Source organism: Algoriphagus resistens (assembly GCF_001442615.1).
Taxonomy (GTDB): Bacteria; Bacteroidota; Bacteroidia; order Cytophagales; family Cyclobacteriaceae; genus Algoriphagus; species Algoriphagus resistens.
Genome location: NZ_LMXN01000015.1, coordinates 86,255 through 106,940, shown reverse-complemented (window position 1 = coordinate 106,940; position 20,686 = coordinate 86,255). Strand labels below are relative to the sequence as shown.

At 42.7% G+C, this 20,686-nt stretch carries 17 protein-coding genes; 13 read left to right on the top strand and 4 right to left on the bottom strand.

What is annotated here, in order from left to right; all coding sequences use genetic code 11:
• Positions 1-5: 5 nt before the first annotated feature.
• From AS141_RS21670 to AS141_RS21625, 10 genes are all read left to right on the top strand, one after another.
• A complete protein-coding gene (locus tag AS141_RS21670) occupies positions 6-1,322 on the top strand; it encodes a TldD/PmbA family protein (protein ID WP_057939803.1) in 1,317 nt (438 codons plus the stop codon).
• Between the two features lie 111 nt (positions 1,323-1,433).
• Positions 1,434-2,051: a DUF4159 domain-containing protein gene (locus AS141_RS21665; RefSeq protein WP_057939802.1), complete on the top strand. Its 618-nt coding sequence runs from the start codon at positions 1,434-1,436 to the stop codon at positions 2,049-2,051.
• Between the two features lie 2 nt (positions 2,052-2,053).
• The gene (locus AS141_RS21660; RefSeq protein ID WP_057939852.1) at positions 2,054-3,055 is read left to right on the top strand and encodes an AAA family ATPase; all 1,002 of its coding nucleotides are present in this window, start codon (positions 2,054-2,056) and stop codon (positions 3,053-3,055) included.
• Positions 3,042-3,911 (top strand): DUF58 domain-containing protein, encoded by an 870-nt coding sequence (locus AS141_RS21655; RefSeq protein ID WP_057939801.1) that lies wholly within the window; start codon positions 3,042-3,044, stop codon positions 3,909-3,911. Before AS141_RS21660 ends, AS141_RS21655 begins: the two co-directional genes overlap by 14 nt.
• The gene (locus AS141_RS21650) at positions 3,911-5,083 is read left to right on the top strand and encodes a BatA domain-containing protein (protein ID WP_057939800.1); all 1,173 of its coding nucleotides are present in this window, start codon (positions 3,911-3,913) and stop codon (positions 5,081-5,083) included. Before AS141_RS21655 ends, AS141_RS21650 begins: the two co-directional genes overlap by 1 nt.
• The gene (locus AS141_RS21645; RefSeq protein ID WP_057939799.1) at positions 5,080-7,272 is read left to right on the top strand and encodes a hypothetical protein; all 2,193 of its coding nucleotides are present in this window, start codon (positions 5,080-5,082) and stop codon (positions 7,270-7,272) included. The genes AS141_RS21650 and AS141_RS21645 overlap by 4 nt, the downstream gene beginning before the upstream one ends.
• The gene (locus tag AS141_RS21640; protein ID WP_057939798.1) at positions 7,269-8,891 is read left to right on the top strand and encodes a hypothetical protein; all 1,623 of its coding nucleotides are present in this window, start codon (positions 7,269-7,271) and stop codon (positions 8,889-8,891) included. The genes AS141_RS21645 and AS141_RS21640 overlap by 4 nt, the downstream gene beginning before the upstream one ends.
• Positions 8,892-9,047: 156 nt before the next feature.
• A complete protein-coding gene (locus AS141_RS21635; protein ID WP_232424984.1) occupies positions 9,048-9,500 on the top strand; it encodes a YHS domain-containing (seleno)protein in 453 nt (150 codons plus the stop codon).
• Between the two features lie 3 nt (positions 9,501-9,503).
• A complete protein-coding gene (locus AS141_RS21630) occupies positions 9,504-10,574 on the top strand; it encodes an ATP-grasp domain-containing protein (RefSeq protein WP_057939797.1) in 1,071 nt (356 codons plus the stop codon).
• A 140-nt stretch (positions 10,575-10,714) separates the two neighbouring features.
• On the top strand, positions 10,715-11,212 hold the full coding sequence (locus AS141_RS21625) for a hypothetical protein (RefSeq protein WP_057939796.1): 498 nt from the start codon (positions 10,715-10,717) through the stop codon (positions 11,210-11,212).
• 22 nt (positions 11,213-11,234) lie between these two features.
• Here the strand turns inward: AS141_RS21625 and AS141_RS21620 are convergent, their stop codons facing one another.
• The 4 genes from AS141_RS21620 to AS141_RS21605 all read right to left on the bottom strand — a co-directional run bounded on the left by AS141_RS21620 (position 11,235) and on the right by AS141_RS21605 (position 15,681).
• Complete coding sequence (locus tag AS141_RS21620) at positions 11,235-13,505, bottom strand: xanthine dehydrogenase family protein molybdopterin-binding subunit (protein ID WP_057939795.1); 2,271 nt, start codon at positions 13,503-13,505, stop codon at positions 11,235-11,237.
• Between the two features lie 11 nt (positions 13,506-13,516).
• Positions 13,517-13,975, bottom strand: coding sequence for a (2Fe-2S)-binding protein (locus AS141_RS21615; protein WP_057939794.1), 459 nt, complete (start codon positions 13,973-13,975; stop codon positions 13,517-13,519).
• Between the two features lie 230 nt (positions 13,976-14,205).
• Positions 14,206-15,099 carry an alpha/beta hydrolase gene (locus AS141_RS21610; protein ID WP_082632381.1) on the bottom strand — a complete coding sequence of 298 codons (894 nt, stop codon included), beginning with the start codon at positions 15,097-15,099 and terminating at the stop codon, positions 14,206-14,208.
• Between the two features lie 168 nt (positions 15,100-15,267).
• Entirely contained in the window at positions 15,268-15,681 is a 414-nt protein-coding gene (locus AS141_RS21605) for a helix-turn-helix domain-containing protein (RefSeq protein ID WP_057939793.1), read from the bottom strand.
• A gap of 467 nt (positions 15,682-16,148) precedes the next feature.
• On the opposite strand from AS141_RS21605, the gene AS141_RS21600 reads away from it, so the two are divergent.
• The 3 genes from AS141_RS21600 to AS141_RS21590 all read left to right on the top strand — a co-directional run bounded on the left by AS141_RS21600 (position 16,149) and on the right by AS141_RS21590 (position 20,481).
• Positions 16,149-17,147 carry a sensor histidine kinase gene (locus AS141_RS21600; protein ID WP_057939792.1) on the top strand — a complete coding sequence of 333 codons (999 nt, stop codon included), beginning with the start codon at positions 16,149-16,151 and terminating at the stop codon, positions 17,145-17,147.
• 134 nt (positions 17,148-17,281) lie between these two features.
• Positions 17,282-17,989, top strand: coding sequence for a LytR/AlgR family response regulator transcription factor (locus tag AS141_RS21595; RefSeq protein ID WP_057939791.1), 708 nt, complete (start codon positions 17,282-17,284; stop codon positions 17,987-17,989).
• Positions 17,990-18,324: 335 nt separating this feature from the next.
• A complete protein-coding gene (locus AS141_RS21590) occupies positions 18,325-20,481 on the top strand; it encodes a TonB-dependent receptor (protein WP_057939790.1) in 2,157 nt (718 codons plus the stop codon).
• The last annotated feature ends 205 nt before the right edge of the window (positions 20,482-20,686 follow it).

The following is a 20,686-nucleotide window of genomic DNA, read 5'->3' as shown; positions in this document are numbered from 1 at the left end:
GAATTATGGCCATTTTGACTAAAGAAGAAGCAAAGCAAATAATAGATAAAGTACTTTCCTACGCAAAAGCGGATGAGACCGAGGTGACGATTTACGGTGGCAGAACCGGGAATATTCGTTATGCACGAAATTCTGTGAGCACCAGCGGAGAGACAAATGAAATAGGATTGAATGTTACCTCGGTCTTCGGTAAAAAATCCGGCTCATCCACAATCAATGAATTGGATGATGAATCACTTAAAAAGGCAGTTGCCAGAGCCGAGGAAATCGCCCAACTGGCACCCGAAAATCCCGAATACATGCCGATGCTGGGACCACAAGAATATGTGGAGAGCAAGACTTTCGTGAGCGCCACAGATCAGATCAATCCTGATAAGCGGGCTCAGATCGCAGCGGATAGTATCGGTCCAAGTAGTGAGAAGAACCTTACTGCCGCCGGATATCTGGAGGATTTTTCGGGATTTGTGGCTCAGGGAAACAGCAAAGGCCTTTTTGGCTATAACAAGAGCACATCCGTGGATTTTTCCATAACGGTGCGTACAGTCGACGGTACAGGATCAGGATACGCTATCCGTGATTTCAACGACGTTAGTCTGCTGAATTCCAAAGATGTCACAAACATCGCCATGCAAAAAGCCCAGGCTTCACAGAATGCCCAGGCCATAGAGCCTGGTAAATACACAGTCATTCTTGAGCCTACGGCAGCCGGCGACCTGATGGGCTTACTGACCAGAAGCCTGGAGGCCAGAAGTGCTGATGAGGGCAGAAGTTTTCTAAGTAAAAAGGGAGGCGGAACCCGTCTGGGGGAAAAGCTATTTGACGAGCGTGTAACCATCTATTCGGATCCACTTAGCCCGCAGATTCCGGGTGCGCCATGGGATAATGAAGGCTATCCTCAAAAACCTATGAAATGGGTAGAGAATGGCGTAGTGAAAAATATGTTCTATTCCCGCTATTGGGCAGAGAAGCAAGGAGTGGAACCTACTGGAAGGCCCAGCGGCATGATTATAGCAGGTGGCGACCAATCCATAGCTGATATGGTGAAAAGTACCGAAAGAGGTATTTTGGTAACCAGATTCTGGTATATCAGAGCGGTAGATCCCCAGACTTTACTATATACAGGCCTGACGCGTGACGGAACTTTCTACATTGAAAATGGCCAGATTAAATTCCCTGTGAAAAACTTCCGCTTCAACGAAAGTCCTATCATCATGCTGAACAATATTGAAGCATTGGGTCAGCAGCAGCGAGTAGGAGGTGATTTGATTCCGGCTATGAAAATCCGGGACTTTACCTTTACCAGTTTGTCTGACGCTGTTTAATTCAGTTGACGGTGTACAATATTCAGTTTGCAGCCGAAAGGTTGGCTGCAAACTGGAAACTGAGACGGATCACTGCAAACTGATCACTGAGACTGAACACTATTCCCTACAATGCAAGCCTTCTTCTTTACCAGAATAAAATACAACTCCGGCAATTGGGACACAGATCAGCGCATGCCTGTCAACTTGCTCAATTCTCTGGTGGAATACACAACCATTCCGGTAGACGAGAAGGAAAGAGTAATAGAGCTGGGCAGCAGGGAGATTTTCAAGAGTCCCTTTTGCTATATCAGTGGACATAAACTGGTGGAATTCTCCTCTGAAGAACGGCGGAATTTCAAGACTTACGTAGAGAATGGGGGCTTTGTCTTTGCAGACGATTGCAATCATGACATAGACGGGCTTTTTGCCAAGTCATTCGAGGCCGAAATGGCCAAGATCTTTGGAGAAAATGCACTCCAAAAAATACCCAATAACCACCCAATTTATTCGTCCTTCTTCGAGTTTGAAGATGGTCCACCTGCAACTTCCTTTGAGCTCAATGGATGGGGAGATGATCTGATCCATGATTACTTGAAAGCTATTGTCGTAAATGGCAGAATAGGAGTGCTCTATAGTAATAAAGATTATGGTTGTGAGTGGGATTATGACTTCAGAAACAAACGCTTCCTAAAGGTTGACAATACCAGGTTTGGTGTCAATATAGTGGTTTATGCATTAACACAATGATATTGGAAAACACGGAATTATTAACAGCATTTAAAGAGTTGGTGGCAAAGATTCCCCAGCTCAAAAAAGAGATTGCAAAAGTCATAGTCGGTCAAGAGTCTGTGATTGAAGAAATTATTGTCACACTGCTGGCAGGGGGGCACTGCCTGCTGGAAGGGGTGCCCGGATTGGCAAAAACTCTCATGGTAAATTCTCTTTCTCAGGGAATGGAGATGAGGTTCAAGCGAATTCAATTCACCCCGGATTTGATGCCTGGCGATATTCTGGGGACGGAAATTCTAGAAGAAGACCATGAGACAGGCAAGAAGTTTTTCCAGTTCAACAGAGGCCCGATTTTCGCCAATATGGTTTTGGCAGATGAGATCAACCGAACTCCGCCCAAGACGCAGGCAGCACTGCTTGAGGCGATGCAGGAGAAAATAGTTACATACGGCGGACAGCAGCATCCGCTTCCTGCTCCTTTTTTGATTATCGCCACACAAAACCCTATCGAGCAATCAGGAACCTATCCGCTGCCGGAAGCCCAACTTGACCGCTTTCTCCTATATATCAAATTAGGCTATCCATCTGAGCAGGAGGAACTGGAGGTCTTGGAAAAAACCACAGGGACTTACAAAGGCAAACCTGATGCTGTTTTCTCAGCAAAAGATATATTAAACTTACAGAAACTCACAAGAGAAGTTCACATCGATTCTCAATTGCTTGTTTATATCAATAAGTTGATTCGAGCTACCCGTCCTGAAAATTCAGAAATTCAAGCTGTTATAGACTACGTAGAATGGGGGGCAGGGACCCGTGCAGGCCAGGCTTTGATTCTTTGTGCCAAAGCTCGGGCGTTGGTGAAAGGACGCTATGCTGTCACACCTGAAGACATCAAGACGCTGGCTTTCCCCGTATTGAGACATCGGCTCTCACTGCACTTCCGGGCGGAAGCCGAGGATGTCCGACCTGAAGCAATCATCTCCAAAATCCTAGAATCATTGCCAATCCATGCAAGCAAGTAATCTGGATATCATCAAACTCAATAATTTGAAGTTGGCTGCCAAAATCGTAAGCGAACAACTCACGAACGGTGTGCACCTTGGCAAACGTGTGGGAGTTGGGTCTGAGTTTGAGCAGTACAGGTACTATGAGCCCGGAGATGATCCCAAACGGATCGACTGGAAGTATTTCTCCCGATCCGGTAAGTACATGATCAAAGAATCACAGGCAGAAAGCCATTTGCACATCCGTATGGTGCTTGATTTATCCGGATCGATGAATTATGGGGAAAATGGAATCAAACGCCTTGATTACGCTAAAAACCTACTGGCATCACTTTCTTACCTGGCACATCAGCAAGGTGACTCATTGAGTTATTTTGCCTGTCAGGACGGGAAAGTGGTTCAGAAGGTCTCTGCCTCACCCAAGGCTTTTCAACGTATTCTGTACTATTTGGAAGAAGAAATGGCGGCAGGATCCTGGCCGATAGGGAAGCAGGATTTTCCGGTGTTGAAAAGCAAGCAGAAAGAACTGATCATTCTGGTTTCCGATTTTCTGCAAAAGGAGAATGAGTGGCTCGATATAGTAGAGCAAATGCGACATCCCAAAAAGGAGATTGTGCTGTTCCAGATTTTAGGCAAGCAGGAGGAAGAGTTTGATCTAAAAGGCAATTTTAGGTTCAAGGATTTGGAGTCCGACCATACTGTAATTCTGAATCATAAGTCGATAGAAAAAAACTATAATGAATCTATAAAAAACTATTTATCAGAGTTTAAAAGATCTTTGCTTCTACCAAAAGTTTACTTGTTTCAGATGCAATTGACAGATCCTATTTTCGAAGTAATCAGCAGATTTCTTTCCAAGCAAACACTCTTCTGATGCAGTTTCTTCAGCCCATATTGCTTTGGGGGTTGCTGGGAATCAGCATTCCAGTTTTGATTCACCTGTGGCAGGGAAGAAATGGTCACGTAATTGATTGGGCAGCGATGCACTGGCTTTCCAAGGATCAGAGCACTGTTGCCAAAGGGTTCCGTCTGGAGAATATCCTGCTGCTTTTGTTGAGGATACTTATGCTTTTGCTACTGGTGGCGCTGCTAAGTCAGCTATTTATCCCTATGATGGGTAAAACCCCCGAAGAGCGGGTTATCCATTTGGTACAGCCAAATGACCAACTGGCTGAAGAGTTTAAGTTTGAGCTTCTGCAGGCTTTAGAAAAGGAAGAGGAAGTATATTGGGCAGATGATAATCTAACTCTAATCGAAGACTTAGATGATTTAAAATCAGAGAAAAAAGAAGGAAATATTCAAGTTTCACTTGATCTAGTTCCTAGCAATACATCTACTCTTCATCTGTACTTGGTAAATTCCAGAATTGGGTTGAAATCAGCTTTTTACCTGAGTCCTCTCAAACCAATTCTGCATTTGGGGAGTGTTGATTTGACAGCCTCGCAAATACAGTTTATCTCAGTAGAGGGCGGGGGAATGCTTGAAGTTGATCCAAGTGGCGTGGTGGTTCCTAGTTCAGAAGTTGGTGAAACAGGAACTTTGATTGGTTTGGAAAAGGAAGATTTCGGGTATTATCTGGGGGATGTTTCAGCTACCGAGCGTGAATTTATCAATGCATCTCTGGAAGCAATCAAGGATGTATATGGATTTGGTTTCTCGGAAAAAGGAAAAATTGATAGTGCAAGACTTGTTTTTGACCGCATTATCTCTTCAGCAGCAGATAGGGATAAACTCTACTTTATCTCAGACAGCTTCTCTTTTTCGGAGCAATCCAACCTAGTAACTTTTTCGGATAAACTGGATTTCGAACATTCTGAACTGGTACAGACAGGGAAATTGCCTGAGGTGATTCTTGAGGCTTTTCTGGAATTTTCGGGACTGGAAAAGAAAGATTCCCCCTTAAGCTATGCCCAGATTAAGGGCAGGTTTTTGATAAAGCCACGCAAAAATGAAAACAAGAAGGCAAATCTAAATTTGATTTTATTGGGCCTTTTTGCGCTATGTTTTGGAGCCGAGCGATACTTGGCCAATAAGAGAGGGTTATGAGCAGTATAGCACAATATATCGCCAAAAGTGAGCAGCAACTGCATGTGCAGGTCGGATTGAAATCCTTGCTTTCCGGATTGTCAGTTGCTGTATTTGCGATGATTTTTGTTTCTTCTGTTTGGCTGATCTGTTTGATTGTGGTACTTGGTTTTCTCATTTCGGGATACTTTTTAGGGATGTTTCAAAGTATGAGGATAAAAGCTATTCAGCTGCTGCATCAGCAGTTTCCTAACCTAGAATTCAGTCTGCAACTTCTCGACAAGACCGACAAAAATATAGCGGAGCAGCTTCAGTGGGAGCGGGTAAATGCTAATTTCCATGGCAGTGAAATTAGGGTCTGGAATAAGAATACCTGGCCTTTCCTGATTGCTTTATTTCTAGCATCGGGTGTATATGGACTATCGCTCTTAAGTCTTCCTGAAGAAATAGCACCCGCAATTCAGACCAAATCAAACAGTAAAGTCGAAGGGACTTCCGTACCTGATTTACCTGTAGAGCTGACTTCGGCATCTGTTTCTATCACTCCTCCTGCATATACAAGGTTGCCAAAAGTAAATCAATTATCACTTGAAGTAAAAACTATTATAGGATCTGATATAGAATGGGTTATTTCATTTTCAGAATCCCAAGATCTCAACTTAGAATTAGTCAATTCCAATGGTGATGGGCTGCTGTTTATGAAAAATGAAGATCAGTTTGTTCTCCGTGACCGGGTGAGAAATTCCGGGATCTATTCGCTTCGCGCAAGTAAGAATAATGAGCTTGTCTTTGAATCTGATTACTTTCCTTTGGAAGCTGTCTTGGATACACCTCCTGTGATCCAACCTGCGGATAAGGAATTGTACACCTATCATTTCATTAATGATCCTAAGATCATGCAGGTGTCTGCAAAAGTCTCGGATGACTTTCAGGTTCGGGAAGTTTTCCTGGTGGCAACTTTGGCCCGTGGGTCAGGTGAAAATGTGAAGTTTCGTGAAAGTAGAATTCCGATTCCTTCCCGGAATTTCAAGTCTGAAAATTTGTCTGTAAAGCTGGACCTGGATGCCTTGGATTTCAGGCAAGGTGATGAGCTTTATTATTATTGGGCGGCAATCGATAATAAGATGCCTGAACCTAACTTTTCGAGAAGCGACACCTACTTTATCAACTATGTGGATTCGGCGGGAATGACTGAGGAGGAACTTGTGGGAATGGCCATACATGTCATGCCGGACTATTTCAGAAGTCAGCGACAGATCATCATCGATACCCAAAAGCTTTTGGCTGATAAAAAGAATCTCACTGAGCGGGAATTCAATGTCATTTCCAATGAAATTGGCTATGACCAGAAGATGCTTAGATTACGCTATGGCCAGTATCTGGGAGAAGAATTTGAAGAAACTGCCGGCGGTGGAAAGTTGGAGGATAATGAGAATCTCCTGGAAGGCTATGAGCACAGGCATGATGAGGAGCATGAGGCGGGAATTACGGCAAATGTACTGCTGCCAGAACACGACCATGACCAGGAATCCCACAATGAATCTGAATCATCCCATGTTTCGGATGATGACGGAGGTCTGGGAGACTTATTGGACTCTTATATGCACAATCACGAGGATGCTGAAGCCAATACTTATTTTGAGGAATCCACAAAAAGCACACTGAAAATGGCCTTGGATCAAATGTGGAAATCTGAATTGCAACTGAGGCTTTTTGAGCCGGAAGAAGCCTTGCCTTTTCAGGAAAAGGCACTGGAATATCTAAAAACTGTTCAGCAAAAATCGAGGGTTTATGTGAAGCGCACTGGTTTTGATCCACCTCCGATAAAGGAAGAGGAGAAGCGGTTGACCGGTGATCTGGACGAACTAAAGACCCAAATTGAAGTAGCTCAACTAGCCATGAACACCCGACTGGCGCCCCTTGCTGCGGAAGTATTGGGAATGCTTCCCAAGCAACAACTTTCGGCCCGCGACAAAACCGCTGTAAAGAAATTTGGTGAGCTCTGGACTTACAGGATGAATTATTCAGGGATGCAGGACTGGCCTGTTTTGGTGCGGCTTCAGGAGATGAATGCTGGAAAAATAGATGAAGAGGGGAAAAGGGAGTTATTTCAGAAACTATATCCTCTTTTAGCCCAAAGTGAAGGTGTAAATGCATCTTCTCTCAAACAAAAAGAACTAGAAAAAGCTTTTTGGAGGAAGTTTAAATGATTCAATTCGAACCTTTGATATCTTATCCATGGGCATGGCTTTTTGCCGGGTCAACTATTGCCGTATTCGGCTTTCAGCTTTCATGGATACTAAAGTCCACCCATAAAGGTTGGAGAAAAGCGGTGAAGATTTCATTAAACGCATTTTTTGTTCTAGTGCTGATCGCGTACCTATTTCAGCCGGCCTGGATCTCCAATCGGCCTGAGCAAGCAGTATTGGTTCATTCAGCATCTGTTACAAAAGATAAGCTGCGCTTTTGGAAAGATAGTCTGGGAATCAAAAAATCAATGGGAATCACCGATTACAACCGACAGGGAAATCCTGTTTATCTTTTAGGTGATGATTTCACTCAGGCAGATTTATTGAAATTCACTACGAAAGATGTCAGATGGATTGTAGATTCTGAACAAGGTTCAATTTCCTTTTTGGAATGGAAGGGAATTCTGCGTGAGGGGGAAATGCAAGTAGTAAATGGCAAAATTGAAGCAGGGGATTCGGTAACAATTACATTGGCTCAACAAGGAGAAACGCGGGCTGAAACGATTACAGACCCGAATTCAGGTACTTTTAGCTTAAGAATTCCTGCTAAAGTTGTTGGAAGAAATGAGCTGAGTCTCATGGTGGATGATAGTCTGGCTGGCCCTGTTCATTTCTTTGTGCAAGCTGCTAAACCCATTCAATACAGTTTACAATTTGCTTTTCCTGATGCTGAAATCAGGACGTTGAGGCAGCATTTGATCAACTCAGGTGAGCAGGTAGATGAACGGATTGATATCTCAAAAAACTCCGTCATAAGTTCAGGAACTAACGAATCGGATTCCCTTCAGTTCTTGATTATTGATCCGTCACAACTTGTCAAACAATCAGCCCTCGAGGCTGTTGATAATGGAACCTCCGTTTTGGTAATTAATTTGGATGAGGCAGAGAAGGATGTTTCTGCAATTAATAAGACATTTGGAACCTACTTTAAAATTAAACGGATCACAGCTGAAGTAAGTAGGGAAGCTGGGCAAGAGCTGGTAGCATCACCTTATGTTTTGGAAAATACTACTGCACAGAAATCGTCCTTTGAGCAAGCCTTTGCCATGCAGCAAACCGGCAATGCCAAAGTGGGCGTGAGTTTGCTGGGTGAGACTTTCCCGCTCAAATTGGCCGGCGATAGCCTGAGGTATGAGGAGATTTGGCAAGAAATACTGGGAGCGATGCTCCCTCAGGAATCAGGTTCCGTTGGGATTAAGCAACCTGCATTTGCAGGAATGCAAGCTGAGATCTGGGTAAATCGCGAAAATTATGAAGAGGATTTTGTAAATATTGACTCTGATTCAATTTTTCTCCAGCCATCTCTGGTGAATCCTTTCTCCAAAACAGGAAAGTTTGTAAACCTGGACTCTGGATGGGTTTCAATGGAAGATAGTTTAGCGTTTTACAGTTACGCTGCAGATGCATGGCCAAGTTTGAGGGCTAAGAAATTACGGGCTGATTTATTGAAATCCCACGAAAAGCTAGAAGCCTTGTCCGATAATGTTCCTTCACAAAAGAGAGTTTCCGATTGGTTTTGGCTTGGGTTATTTTTATTGAGTCTGACGATGATTTGGCTGGAACCTAAGGTTCTGGATTGAGATTTGAGTCACTATTTGTGGAGTTGAGATGAAAGTTTAAATTTTTTTTCTCCAATTTGTATATCAAGCGACAAAAAATTCCAGCCTAAGGAGAGTTCTTTAAGTACAAGTAAAAGTTGCTGATTGGATAACACTCCAACCCAAACCTAGTTTATTATGAACATTAGCTTAAAAAAAGTGAGCCTAAGTTTTGTGCTGATGCTAGCGGTGTGTATAGCATATGCCCAAAAACCGGAGGTATTTTCTGAAAACAACAAAGCGATAAAGGGATATGATCCTGTCGCTTATTTTACAGAATCAGCGCCAACGATGGGAAAAGAAGAATTCAGGCTTACCCACAACGGAGCGAATTGGTATTTTTCTTCCCAGAAAAATCTTGACCTGTTCAAATCCAATCCTTCGAAATATATGCCTCAATACGGTGGTTACTGTGCTTTTGGTTTGGCATCAGGCTATAAGGCTCCCATTTCCCCGGATGCCTGGAAGATTGTAGATGATAAATTGTATTTGAATTACAATAGCAAAGTGCAAACGGATTGGATGGCTGATCAAGCTGAAATGATCAAAAAAGCAGATAAAAACTGGCCGACGGTCAAAAAGGACGAATAAGGCATGCAGGTAGTAGCCAATGAAAGCCAGGGATCATCGCAGATTTCAACCACAAGCTGGGAAAAGCTGACAGATCCTACCCGGATGTACAATTCATTCGAGTTTAGGACAGCTTGGTGGTTTCATATCCCCATGTTCATAATTGGGATTTACTGGGCTATCCGGCTCCGAAAAGTAAACTTCTTTGCTGCCGCTAATCCAACTTTAGAGAATGGCGGCTTATATAATTATTCCAAGTTTGCAGCTCAAAATCACTTTCCTAAAGTCAATTTACCAGCTTCTTGCTTGATTCATTCAAATGAAGATATCAGGTTGATTTTAGAAAAAGCCAGAACTCAACAGATCTTGTTTCCCTTTATTATAAAGCCTGATAAAGGCGAGAGAGGAAAAGGGGTAAAGCTGATCAGTAATCGTAATGAGCTGGAGAAATATCTACTGGATCAACCCAAAGAAGATTATTTGATTCAGGAGTTCATTGAGAAGTCGCAAGAATACGGTGTTTTTTTCGTTAAGAATCCTGTAACCGGAGAATTTTCGATTCCCTCCCTTACCAAAAAGATTTCGCTTCAAGTGATTGGAGATGGAGTTTCCACTATTTCTGAATTGATTCAAAATCATCCGAGAGCAAGTAGATATCAATCTCTGATTCATCTGCACGACCCCGATTTTATCCCTTCAAGAAATGAAATCTTCAAACTGAGCCCTATGGGAAACCACTGTAAAGGCGCGGTGTTTTTGGACTATAGTACCCACCTCAGTGCAGAAATGACCACAGCTTTTGTAAGAATTTTTGAACCAGTGGAAGGGATCAATTATGGTAGGCTGGATGTGAAGGTGGATGATATGAAAGAGCTATCAGATCCGGAGAAAGTAATAATTTTGGAGGTAAACGGAGCCAACGCAGAGCCTATTCAGATGTATTCCCCGGAGAAAAACTATCGTGAGGGACTGAAAACTTTAAACACCTATTTTCAATATATGGCAAATATGGCGGAACTTAATCTTACCTGGCAAAACCGAAAATATAGCAAGAGAGATACACTGAGAAGCTTATGGCAGTATTTGAAAAAGTAAGGAACTCAACAAAGTGAAATTATTCGAGATAAGGGGAGATGAAGGAGCTATTTTCTCTCTTACCATCACATGTTTCTTGGCTTGTTTGATTCTTTGTGGTATTTTAAAAAACCAGTTTTTAACCCATATAAAAAGTACCTATGCTAGCAAAGTTGAATTTAGAAGTTCTTGGAGAATTGTCAGATTTTTTAATCCAAATAAGGCCCAAAGATTTTGAAGATTTTTCTCCTGTTTTGAAGACTTCAAGTATTGGACAGCATGTTCGCCATATTCTGGAATTGTACGAGTGTCTACTGGCTCAGTATGAGTCAGGAATTGTTTGTTACGATGATAGAAAACGGGATAAAAGACTGGAGATAGATTTGGATTTTGCGCTAGCAAGGATCAAAGAGATCCAAGTAAATCTTCAATTACAGGACAAAGAAATTCTTCTAAACATATCCTCAGGATCAGAGCGTGAAACTATACGAAGTAGCTACTACCGGGAGCTTTGCTATAATTTAGAACATTGTATCCATCATCAGGCGCTTATCAAAGTAGCGTGTATTAATTTCGATTACTTAATGATTCCAGCAAGTTTTGGGGTGGCCAAATCGACCATTGACTATGTCAAAAGCTTAGAATCCAGGGCTAATTGACATAGTCATTGTCGGTTTTGAATTACATTCGAAGATTTTCCATCTGCATGATTTGCGGCTGGAACGGCTGCTCGTATAGTCGCTTGCCGGTTGCTCTATAGAGTGAGTTGCCCAGAGCCGCGAAGACAGGAGGGAAGAGTGGTTCACCCAAGCCGGTAGGATCTTCCTTATTATCCACGAAATGCACTTCGATTTTCTTCGGTGCTTCACTGTGTCGGATCATGCGGTATTTATCAAAATTTGTCTTGGTCGGTGCTCCATTTTCGAAAGCCATTTCTCCAAAGAAAGCATTGCCTATTCCATCCACAATCGCACCTTCTCCCATATTTGCGGCAGCATCGGGATTGACTACAATTCCACAATCCACTGCAGCAAACACACTTTCTACCACGGGCTGATTGTCTTTGATGCTGACATCTACCACTTCAGCGACGTAGGAATTATGGCAGAAGTAAGCAGAAACCCCACGCGAAACCCCATTTGGTACGGAAGACCAGTTTGATTTTTCCCTGACCAGTTCCAGTACGCCTGCATAGCGTTTTGGATCGTAATCATTGTTTTCACCTACAGGATTGGTTTCGGCTCTTTTCAGCAATTCCAGGCGGAAATCGATCGGATCTTTGCCCATTTCCTCTGCCAGTTCATCCAAAAAGCTCTGTTCCGCACCGGCGATAAAGTTGGATCTCGGTGCCCGGAATGCCCCGATGGTAATGTTGGATTCGATCTGCCAGCCTTCTGCCAGGTAATTATCAATAGCTCCCGCAGGGAACCTATTGGCATGAATAGGGGACTCAGGAATACCCCCGGCTTTCACATGAAGTGCAAGTAGGTTATTGTTTCCGTCCAAAGCGGCTCGATAGGTGGCAGCGTAAGTAGGGCGGTAAACACCTGCACTCATATCATCTTCACGGGTATAAACCATCTTCACCGGAGCCTGGATTTTTTGGGAAATCAAAGCCGCTTCTGTCAGATGATGACTATATGCTCTACGCCCAAATCCTCCTCCCATTCGGGCAAGGTTGATCTGTACGTTTTCCAGTGGGATCCCCAGGCTGCTGGAAATTGTCTGCCTGATCAATTCTGGGGCTTGGGTAGGTGCATAGATGATAGCTTTGTCACCTTTTACATCTGCAAATGCATTCATCGGCTCCATGGTATTATGTGCCAAAAATGGCGCCGAGTAGGTTCTTTCGAGAACTCTGGCCGCAGATTTGAAAGCGCCTTCCGGATCCCCGTCCTTTCTAAGTACATTTCCAGGTTTGGTTATGTACTCAGCCATCTTTTCTTTATGTGAACTGGAATTTTCAAGTCCTTCCGGTACTTTGATGTCCATAGCCTGGCCACCTCTTCCGGCCATAGGGAAAGTGCTTTCCGGGGCTTTCTCCCATTCTGCTTTGAGACTTTTCTTAGCCTGCAGCACTTCCCAGGTGGAGTTTCCAACGATGGCGATAATCTCAGGAAAAGTGGTAGTATCAAAGAAATTCCTACTGTAATCATCCTTGAAGACCTTCACTTCAAAGGCATCCTGAATTCCCGGTAAGGAAGTAACAGAGCTTTTGTCAAATGATTTTAGCTTCATCCCAAAAGCAGGAGGATGGACAATGGCTGCATATTTCATCCCTTCCACTTTATGGTCCAGGGCAAACATCGGTTTGCCGGTTACGATTTTTATGCCATCCACATTCTTTTTGGAGTTGCCTATTATTTTAAAATCTGCTATTTCCTTCAGTTTAACAGATTCAGGATCCGGCACTTCCAATGTTCCTGCCAAAGAAGCCATTTCACCATATCCAGCTTTTTTTCCTGATGATTTATGTTCGATTGTTCCGGCATTGGTGGTGATTTCATCGGCAGGTACATTCCAGGCTTGGGATGCAGCAGCAACTATTAGATGTCTGGCAGTGGCTCCAGCGGTACGCAGTGGCTTCCAACCGGAACGAATTCCCTGACTTCCGCCGGTGAATTGGCGGTCGAAGCGCTCAGGATAGAAGTCGGCCTGTTCAACAAAGACATATTTCCAGTCAACATCCAACTCTTCCGCCAGAAGCATAGGAAGAGAGGTTTTTACATTTGAACCGAATTCAGGATTCGGATTAAATAACGTAACAGCTCCATTTTCTCCGATTTTGATATAGCTGTTGATCTCAAACCACTCATCAGGCATGGTTAACACTTCTTCTGCGGTAGGTTTACATCCGGCCAGCCAACTGAAACTCAATATCATTCCGCCTCCGGCCAGTGTAGAGACTTTCAGGAAGGATCTTCTATTTAATTTTTTATCAATTAATGTCATGGTTTGGCGGATTAAAGTGATTGAGAGGCAGTTTTAACAGCTGCTTTGATTCTGGTATAGGTACCACAGCGGCAGATGTTTCCATTCATGGCATTAGCTATATCCTCATCATTTGGTGTTGGGTTTTTCTTCAGCAATGCTGCTGCCGACATGATTTGCCCGGATTGGCAATAGCCACATTGTGGGACATCATGTTCCAGCCAGGCTTTTTGTACCGGGTGATCGCCGGTTTCAGACAAGCCTTCAATCGTTACGACCTTTTTGTCTTCAATTACACTGACAGGGTAGGAGCATGACCTGACTGCTTCACCATCTACATGAACCGTACATGCACCGCATTGTGCGATTCCACAACCGAATTTGGTTCCGACCAAATCTAAATGATCTCTCAGCACCCATAACAAAGGAGTATTGGGATCTACATCTACATTCATGGAGTTTCCGTTGATGTTCAAATTAAACTGTGCCATAAGTGTTGTATTTGTCTCTAAATTAATTATTTACAAGGAGTGTTGCTTACGAAATTCAAACGAAGTTTATTTTCTGCTGCCGAAGTGGGCTATTTAAAAGGAATCTAAATTCTACTAACTTTTCAACTGATTGATAAAAGGCTGACCATAAAACCTCTTCCCGGTAGCTTTATTTAGTGCATTTGCCAAAGCCGCGAAAACAGGAGGGTAGGCAGCCGGTATCATAGTTTTCATTTTAGACTTTTTCCTAAAAATGCCATCACTTTCGTTCTGATTTCCTCCATGTCAAACATAGGCCCGAAGTGTGGAGCACCTTTGACAATAATCAGTTCGTTGGGTACGCCTTTCACTGTGAGCCAAGAACTTAACAAATGAGATTGTCTGGGGGAGACCATATCGTCTTTCTCTCCATGGATTATTAAGAAAGGAGGATCATTTTCGTCTACAAAACTCACCGGGCTGGCATTTTTGGCCAAGTCTGGTCTATCTAGTGGAGCTGCTCCGATCAAGATTCCCTCAGGAGATTTGGCATCATTTGCTCCTGGAAATAGGGTTAAGTCTGCCGGTCCATAGAAATCTACCACGCCTTTGAAGTTGAAATCCTTAGTACTGCCCGGAATGGAGAAAGCATCCACCGCATTGTTTTTGGCCAATCCAACCATTGAAGCTAGATGTCCTCCTGCGGAAAAGCCCATCACCACGATTCTCTCGGTGTCAAAGCCATATTTATCTGCATTGTCCACCAAAAAGGAAATGGCCGCATTGCAGTCCAGCATTTGCGCTGGGAAAACTGCCTGAGTGCTAAATCGATAATCGATAGACGCCAAGGCATAGCCGCTTTCAATGATTTCTGAAACGGTCTCCTTCATGTAGCCCATATCAGCATATTTATCATTACTCAGCCAGCCTCCTCCATGAATAAATACCACCAGAGGGACTTTGCCACTAACATTTGCAGGTAAATAAATGTCCAACAAATGTTTTTCTAAGGTGTCATTTTGGTAGGGGATATTGCTGTGAAGCACAGTTCCTTCAGGGAAAAGATTTATTACCCGATTGCTTTGGGAATAGCATTGGGTAGAGCCAAAGCAAATAAAAAGGAAACCTAAAAGTGTATTTTTCATTCAGTCTTTATTTTGGGTTGATGGTGTGATAGTTAAAAGTTACTCTAAGTGAATTTTATATCAAAGGATTCCGATCTAGGTGCCTTAGAATTCGCTTGAACCTGAATACTAAAAAACCAAGTCCATCTGGATTTGAACTTTCTTTTAACCCTACCTAGCTATATATTTTCAATTTTCTGTCAGCGATTGGCGAAATTGGGATGGATTCATATTCATGGCTTTTTTGAAGAAGTTATTGAAATGAGTTACTTCTGTGAATCCCAATGCATAAGCTATCTCAGATACATTCCAATTACTCTGTTCCAACAGGCGCTTGGATTCGGCAAGAATTCTATCCCGTATGAATACTGAAGTTGGTTTGTGATTTATTGCTTTTACAGTTCTATTTAGATGGTTCACATGAACGCTTAGTTTTTCTGCAAAATCTGAGGCTGATCTTAGCTTTAACGTATTGCGCAGATCTGTTATAGGAAATTGACTTTCCAGCAGTTCCAGAAAATCCGCATTGATCCTGGTTGCTGCAGAATTTGACGGCACTTCAGCTTTGATTTTTGGTTGTATCTTGGTTGCTGTCTGAATCATTGACTTTTCTAATCTCTTTTTACATTTTTAGGCAGTATATGTTTGGCTGGCGCAACTCAAAGAGCCGAAGAGGAATATGAATAAGAGAAAATACTTCATAGTTTGTTTCAGTTGGTTCGGGTGGTGGAGTCCACTGACGGGCGTGGTGCTATTTTACTCACTTTACCATTCATCTATTTTTATCAGACTTATTAAAGAGTAGTATCCAACATATATGAGCGTCCTCACCGATTTATCCATAACTAATAGACGTAAACAAATGCTACGGTTTAGATGAAATCAACAGACAGCAGAATTCTCTCACCCAGACAACAAATTTGATCTACGAATGAAAAAGCTGTCTTTAATAGATCGCTGAAAAGCTTAGCGTCCGCCTCTTGCTGGATAAAAAAGGCCTTCTGTAGATCACAAGTGTCAGTTGGATGATCTCTGGGATCTGGTGTTATTTAAAATCCTAAATTTCCACGATGAAAAATAATCTCGTATCGCGTCCGGTTTTTTATGCGCTGCATGTACTTTTCTGGCTTTGCTATGGGGCAATATTGTTTGCTTCACTTAGCAACTGGACTAGATCTCCCAACGATGTGTGGAAGGCCGTCATTTCTGATGTGTTGACTTCTTCGTCTATAGCATATATCAATTACTATTTACTTCTCCCGCGGCTTTATAAAAAGGAAAGGTATTCTGCCTACATTTTAGCGTCTATTGCTTTGGTGGTGATCATTGTACTTTTGAGGGTTTATTTTCTCGGGATGACCCATATGTCTGTTACCTATACTTATTTTATCAGATCTGTTCCGGCTATTGGCTTTTATCTCATTACTACGGTGATCTGGTTTTTTGCCAATCTGATCAAAGCGCAGAGAAATGCTATAGAGCTACGAAATAGCCAGTTGGCTTCGGAACTGAAGTTTCTGAAGCTCCAGCTCAGTCCGCACTTTCTCTTCAATACATTGAATAACATTTATTCCATGGCTTATTTCAGCGACAGCAACACCGCTCCGGCGATAATGAAGCTGTCCGAAATGATGCGCCACATGCTCTATGAAGATCAGGGAAGGTTTGTTTCACTTTCCAAAGAAATCTCCTTTATGGAGAATTTCATCGAACTGTGGAGGTTGAAGCTGGATGAAAAGCCAAAGATATTTTTTAACCATCGGGGAGTGAAGGACCGGCACCAAATCGCACACTTGATATTTTTGGTTTTTCTGGAAAATGCCTTTAAACACGGCAACACCATCGATGGAACCATAGAGATTAACCTGAATATCAACGCCAGTGATCAGCTGTTTTTCTATATTAGAAATGATGTAATCGATGCCCGAAAGACGGCCGAGGAGGAGAGTGGTGTAGGGTTAACAAATGTCAAAAAAAGGCTGAATCTTATCTACCCAGGAAAACATGAATTGGTTTTGGAGCAAGAAGCAACCTCCTTTGAAGTGAAACTAACCATAGACCTGAAATGAAATCGGGCTTGCTTGAAGGAGGAAGACAGGCATGATCAATAATAAGTCACGCAGGGGATGATTATTCACCATGAGAGATTCCATAGCTTGCCCCGACTATTCTAGGTGACCATTAAAAAATCAATTATAAACAGATGAATTACCAAATTCTTGTAGTCGATGATGAGCCACCAGCAAGGAAATTGCTTTCGGACTATGTATCTAAAGTTGCAAACCTGGAATTGGCAGGTGTGTGCAGTAATGGAGAAGAGGCGATGGGTTTTCTGAAGGAAAATTCTGTGGATATTCTGCTGTTGGATATCCGTATGCCTCTAATGACGGGAATGGATTTGCTCAAAGAGCTTCCGGGGAGACCACTAACGATTCTTGTTACCGCCTATGAGGAATATGCAGTAAAAGGGTATGAGTTGGATGTGATTGATTACCTGATGAAGCCGGTTTCCTTTGAACGATTCAGTAAGGCCATTGATAAGGCTGTGGAATACCTTTCTGTACAGGTGGTAGCTGAGGAAACTGCGGAGAAACCTGATTACTTTTTTATCAAAACCGATACAAGGATTGTGAAATTCCTCTTTGCTGAAGTGCAGGCTATTGAGGCTCAAAGGGAATACATCAAGATCATCACATCTACTAGGAAAGTGATGTCGCTGGTTTCCCTGACCAGTATTGCCAATGCTTTGCCGGGAGAGTTTGTCAGGATCCACCGCTCATTTATTATCAATATGCGACATATCGATGAGGTCCATTCCAATGAGATTTTGATCGGAAAAGATCTTTACCCGATCAGTCGGAATTATAGAGATGAGTTTTTTAAAAAATTGGGAGACAGGAAGTTGCTTTGATTTTCAATTCAATTCAAAACAAAAAGCCAAAGAGCCAAAGCGGAGTTTTACTTTCACCACAGGTTTTTAACCCGTCTACTGCAACAAAGGAATTTGGAATTCCCTGAATTTATTGGCTGCTTTTTCTGTCTGAAATTTCTGCCAGTCTTTTCCATATTGTTTTCTGTAAAAAACAAATTCAAGAATTGTTGTTATAGAAAACAATTTCAATTTATGTTTTTCCCAAAAAACACAATATCAATGTTCTGCGGAGAAATGACGGAAATAGTTATTCTTTAGCAGGTATTTAATCCTTCAAGCCTTAAATTCGTCGCTGAAACTGTATCAATTCTTTTATGTCAATTATAACCCACAAAGCACTAGCAACCTTATTTCTTGTCGCAGGGCTAAGCATTGCTAGCCGGATTTCTTTTGCACAGTCAAATGATACTATTCCGGAAACCACCCAGCTCGGAGAAGTCATGGTCACGGCACAAAAGGAATCTGAAAATCTTCAAAAGGTACCTTTCAGTGTATCTGCAATTGATGATCGGAAGGTGGAAGAAATGAATCTTTGGCAGACAAAAGATCTCCGCGGTTACATCCCAAACTTTTACTCATCCAATCCGGGTGACAACCGGAACGTGATTTCGATCCGCGGCATCACCACCACTTCCTATGAACCAGCGGTAGCGACTTATGTAGATGGAGTGAATCAATTCGGCTTGGATACTTATTTCTTCCTGCTCAATGACGTAGAGAGAATCGAAGTATTGCGGGGCCCTCAGGGGACGCTTTATGGCAGGAATGCCATGGGCGGTGTGATGAACATCATTACCAAACCGAAGTCTGATGAACTTTCTGGATTTGTCCGCACCGATATAGGAAATTATGGTTTTACAAGATTGGCGGCAGGCGTGAAGACAATGCTGCTTCCGCAAAAGTTGTATGTAGGCATGTCAGTTTTAGCCGACAAATTGAACGGATATTATACCAATCTATACAATGACAGTGATTTTGATAAGCAAAAGAATTTGCTGGTGGCAGGGAACCTTAATTATCTTTTTGCAAAAAACTGGGAAGCCATTTTAAACTTCAAAAGTAACACTGGCAGAAATAACGGCCCATTTTCTTTGGCCCCTGACCCGGATTCTGCTATTGAGAACCCTTATGAAGTGAATCAAAATGCTACCACAGAGATGGTAGACAACAGTCAGAATATTTCTTTGGTACTAAAAAATACTGGATCTCGGTTTAATTTTTCTTCCCAGACTTCTTACCAAAACAATTACCGCTATTACAAAGCGCCAATAGACGGGGATTTTTCGCCTATCGATGGGGTTTCTATTGTGAATGATTATGGGAAGGATTGGAATACCGTGTCGGTCTGGACTCAGGAGCTCAGATTGGCTTCTGCGAATACAGGACAGAAATTGAACTGGCAGGTTGGATTCTTTGGCTTCACTTCAGATGCACCGACCAGGCAGGGAGTATATTTTGGAGCTGATGCTGCTTTGGTGGGCTCCCCCGTTTCTAATTTCACGACGATCAATACCAATGTGGCGACAGGTTATGGTTTTGCATTTTTTGGTCAGGCAACTTATAGTCTTACGGACAAACTGAAACTGACGGCCGGGCTACGCTCTGATTATGAAAAGAAGAAACTAACAGTTTCCCAAGAGATGGATTTTGGAGGAGATCTCATGGTGACCCAGCCTGATACTACAGGGAAAGTAGATTACAATGCAATTTCCCCTAAAGTTGCTCTGGCTTATCAGCTGGCACCTACCAATGAAGTGTATGGAAGTTACAGCCGTGGCTTTAGGCCAGGAGGTCTGACTCAGATCGGTTCTGATCCGAGTAATCCTCCCCTGTTTGCCTATGATCCTGAGTTCTCAAATAACTTTGAAATCGGAAGTAAAAACTACTTTTTCAACAGACGGATGCGAGTAAATGTATCAGCTTTCATCACTGCAATTTCTGATGTGCAAGTTCCAGGCCTAATCTTGCCGGATGCTATTGTGGTGACTCAAAATGCGGGTGATATGACAAGTGCGGGAATAGAGTGGGAGATCAACGCCATTCCTACCAGAAACTTGGGCATTGACTGGAGCTTTGGATTTACGCATGCTACCTTTGATAAGTTAATGCTTCCCGGAGAATCGGGAGAAGTGGATTACGCTGGAAACAGACAGATTTTTACTCCTGATGTGACTTCAATGCTTGCCGCTCAGTGGACTCCTCAGTTCTTCCACTCCGATGAACTGGATTGGATGCTTAGAGGAGAGTGGTTGTACTTTGGAGAGCAATTTTTCAATCTAGAGAATACCATCAGCCAGGATGCTTATCAGATAGCCAATGCAAAATTCGGGGTGGTTTCAGATGAATTGGAACTCACTGTATGGGCTAAAAATATCTTTGATACTACCTATATTGATTACGCCTACAACTTTGGTCCATCCCACCTAGGCAATCCAGCCACTTTCGGTGTAACAGGGATGTATAAGTTTTAAATAGTCCGGGATTGCAAATCTTAATCAGTAAAACAGCGCAAGACTGCAAATCTCAAATTGCTGAAAAGCCTTTGCGTTCATCCGTTCTCAGAGGTTTTTCACAAAGGTCAGAGTAGAGTCTGTAGAGCATATATAGCCATTATGCTAACACGAGGCCGCCGTCCGTGTCGTCACGAATGGAAAAATAATTCCTTTATAAAAAGTG

What these genes read in the sequence shown, in the direction of transcription:
- AS141_RS21590 (WP_057939790.1), top strand. Translation starts at nt 18,325, where the DNA reads ATGTCAATTATAACCCACAAAGCACTAGCAACCTTATTTCTTGTCGCA.
- AS141_RS21630 (WP_057939797.1), top strand. Translation starts at nt 9,504, where the DNA reads ATGCAGGTAGTAGCCAATGAAAGCCAGGGATCATCGCAGATTTCAACC.
- AS141_RS21625 (WP_057939796.1), top strand. Translation starts at nt 10,715, where the DNA reads ATGCTAGCAAAGTTGAATTTAGAAGTTCTTGGAGAATTGTCAGATTTT.
- AS141_RS21615 (WP_057939794.1), bottom strand. Translation starts at nt 13,975, where the DNA reads ATGGCACAGTTTAATTTGAACATCAACGGAAACTCCATGAATGTAGAT.
- AS141_RS21640 (WP_057939798.1), top strand. Translation starts at nt 7,269, where the DNA reads ATGATTCAATTCGAACCTTTGATATCTTATCCATGGGCATGGCTTTTT.
- AS141_RS21665 (WP_057939802.1), top strand. Translation starts at nt 1,434, where the DNA reads ATGCAAGCCTTCTTCTTTACCAGAATAAAATACAACTCCGGCAATTGG.
- AS141_RS21600 (WP_057939792.1), top strand. Translation starts at nt 16,149, where the DNA reads ATGAAAAATAATCTCGTATCGCGTCCGGTTTTTTATGCGCTGCATGTA.
- AS141_RS21610 (WP_082632381.1), bottom strand. Translation starts at nt 15,099, where the DNA reads ATGAAAAATACACTTTTAGGTTTCCTTTTTATTTGCTTTGGCTCTACC.
- AS141_RS21670 (WP_057939803.1), top strand. Translation starts at nt 6, where the DNA reads ATGGCCATTTTGACTAAAGAAGAAGCAAAGCAAATAATAGATAAAGTA.
- AS141_RS21650 (WP_057939800.1), top strand. Translation starts at nt 3,911, where the DNA reads ATGCAGTTTCTTCAGCCCATATTGCTTTGGGGGTTGCTGGGAATCAGC.
- AS141_RS21605 (WP_057939793.1), bottom strand. Translation starts at nt 15,681, where the DNA reads ATGATTCAGACAGCAACCAAGATACAACCAAAAATCAAAGCTGAAGTG.
- AS141_RS21635 (WP_232424984.1), top strand. Translation starts at nt 9,048, where the DNA reads ATGAACATTAGCTTAAAAAAAGTGAGCCTAAGTTTTGTGCTGATGCTA.
- AS141_RS21620 (WP_057939795.1), bottom strand. Translation starts at nt 13,505, where the DNA reads ATGACATTAATTGATAAAAAATTAAATAGAAGATCCTTCCTGAAAGTC.
- AS141_RS21645 (WP_057939799.1), top strand. Translation starts at nt 5,080, where the DNA reads ATGAGCAGTATAGCACAATATATCGCCAAAAGTGAGCAGCAACTGCAT.
- AS141_RS21595 (WP_057939791.1), top strand. Translation starts at nt 17,282, where the DNA reads ATGAATTACCAAATTCTTGTAGTCGATGATGAGCCACCAGCAAGGAAA.
- AS141_RS21655 (WP_057939801.1), top strand. Translation starts at nt 3,042, where the DNA reads ATGCAAGCAAGTAATCTGGATATCATCAAACTCAATAATTTGAAGTTG.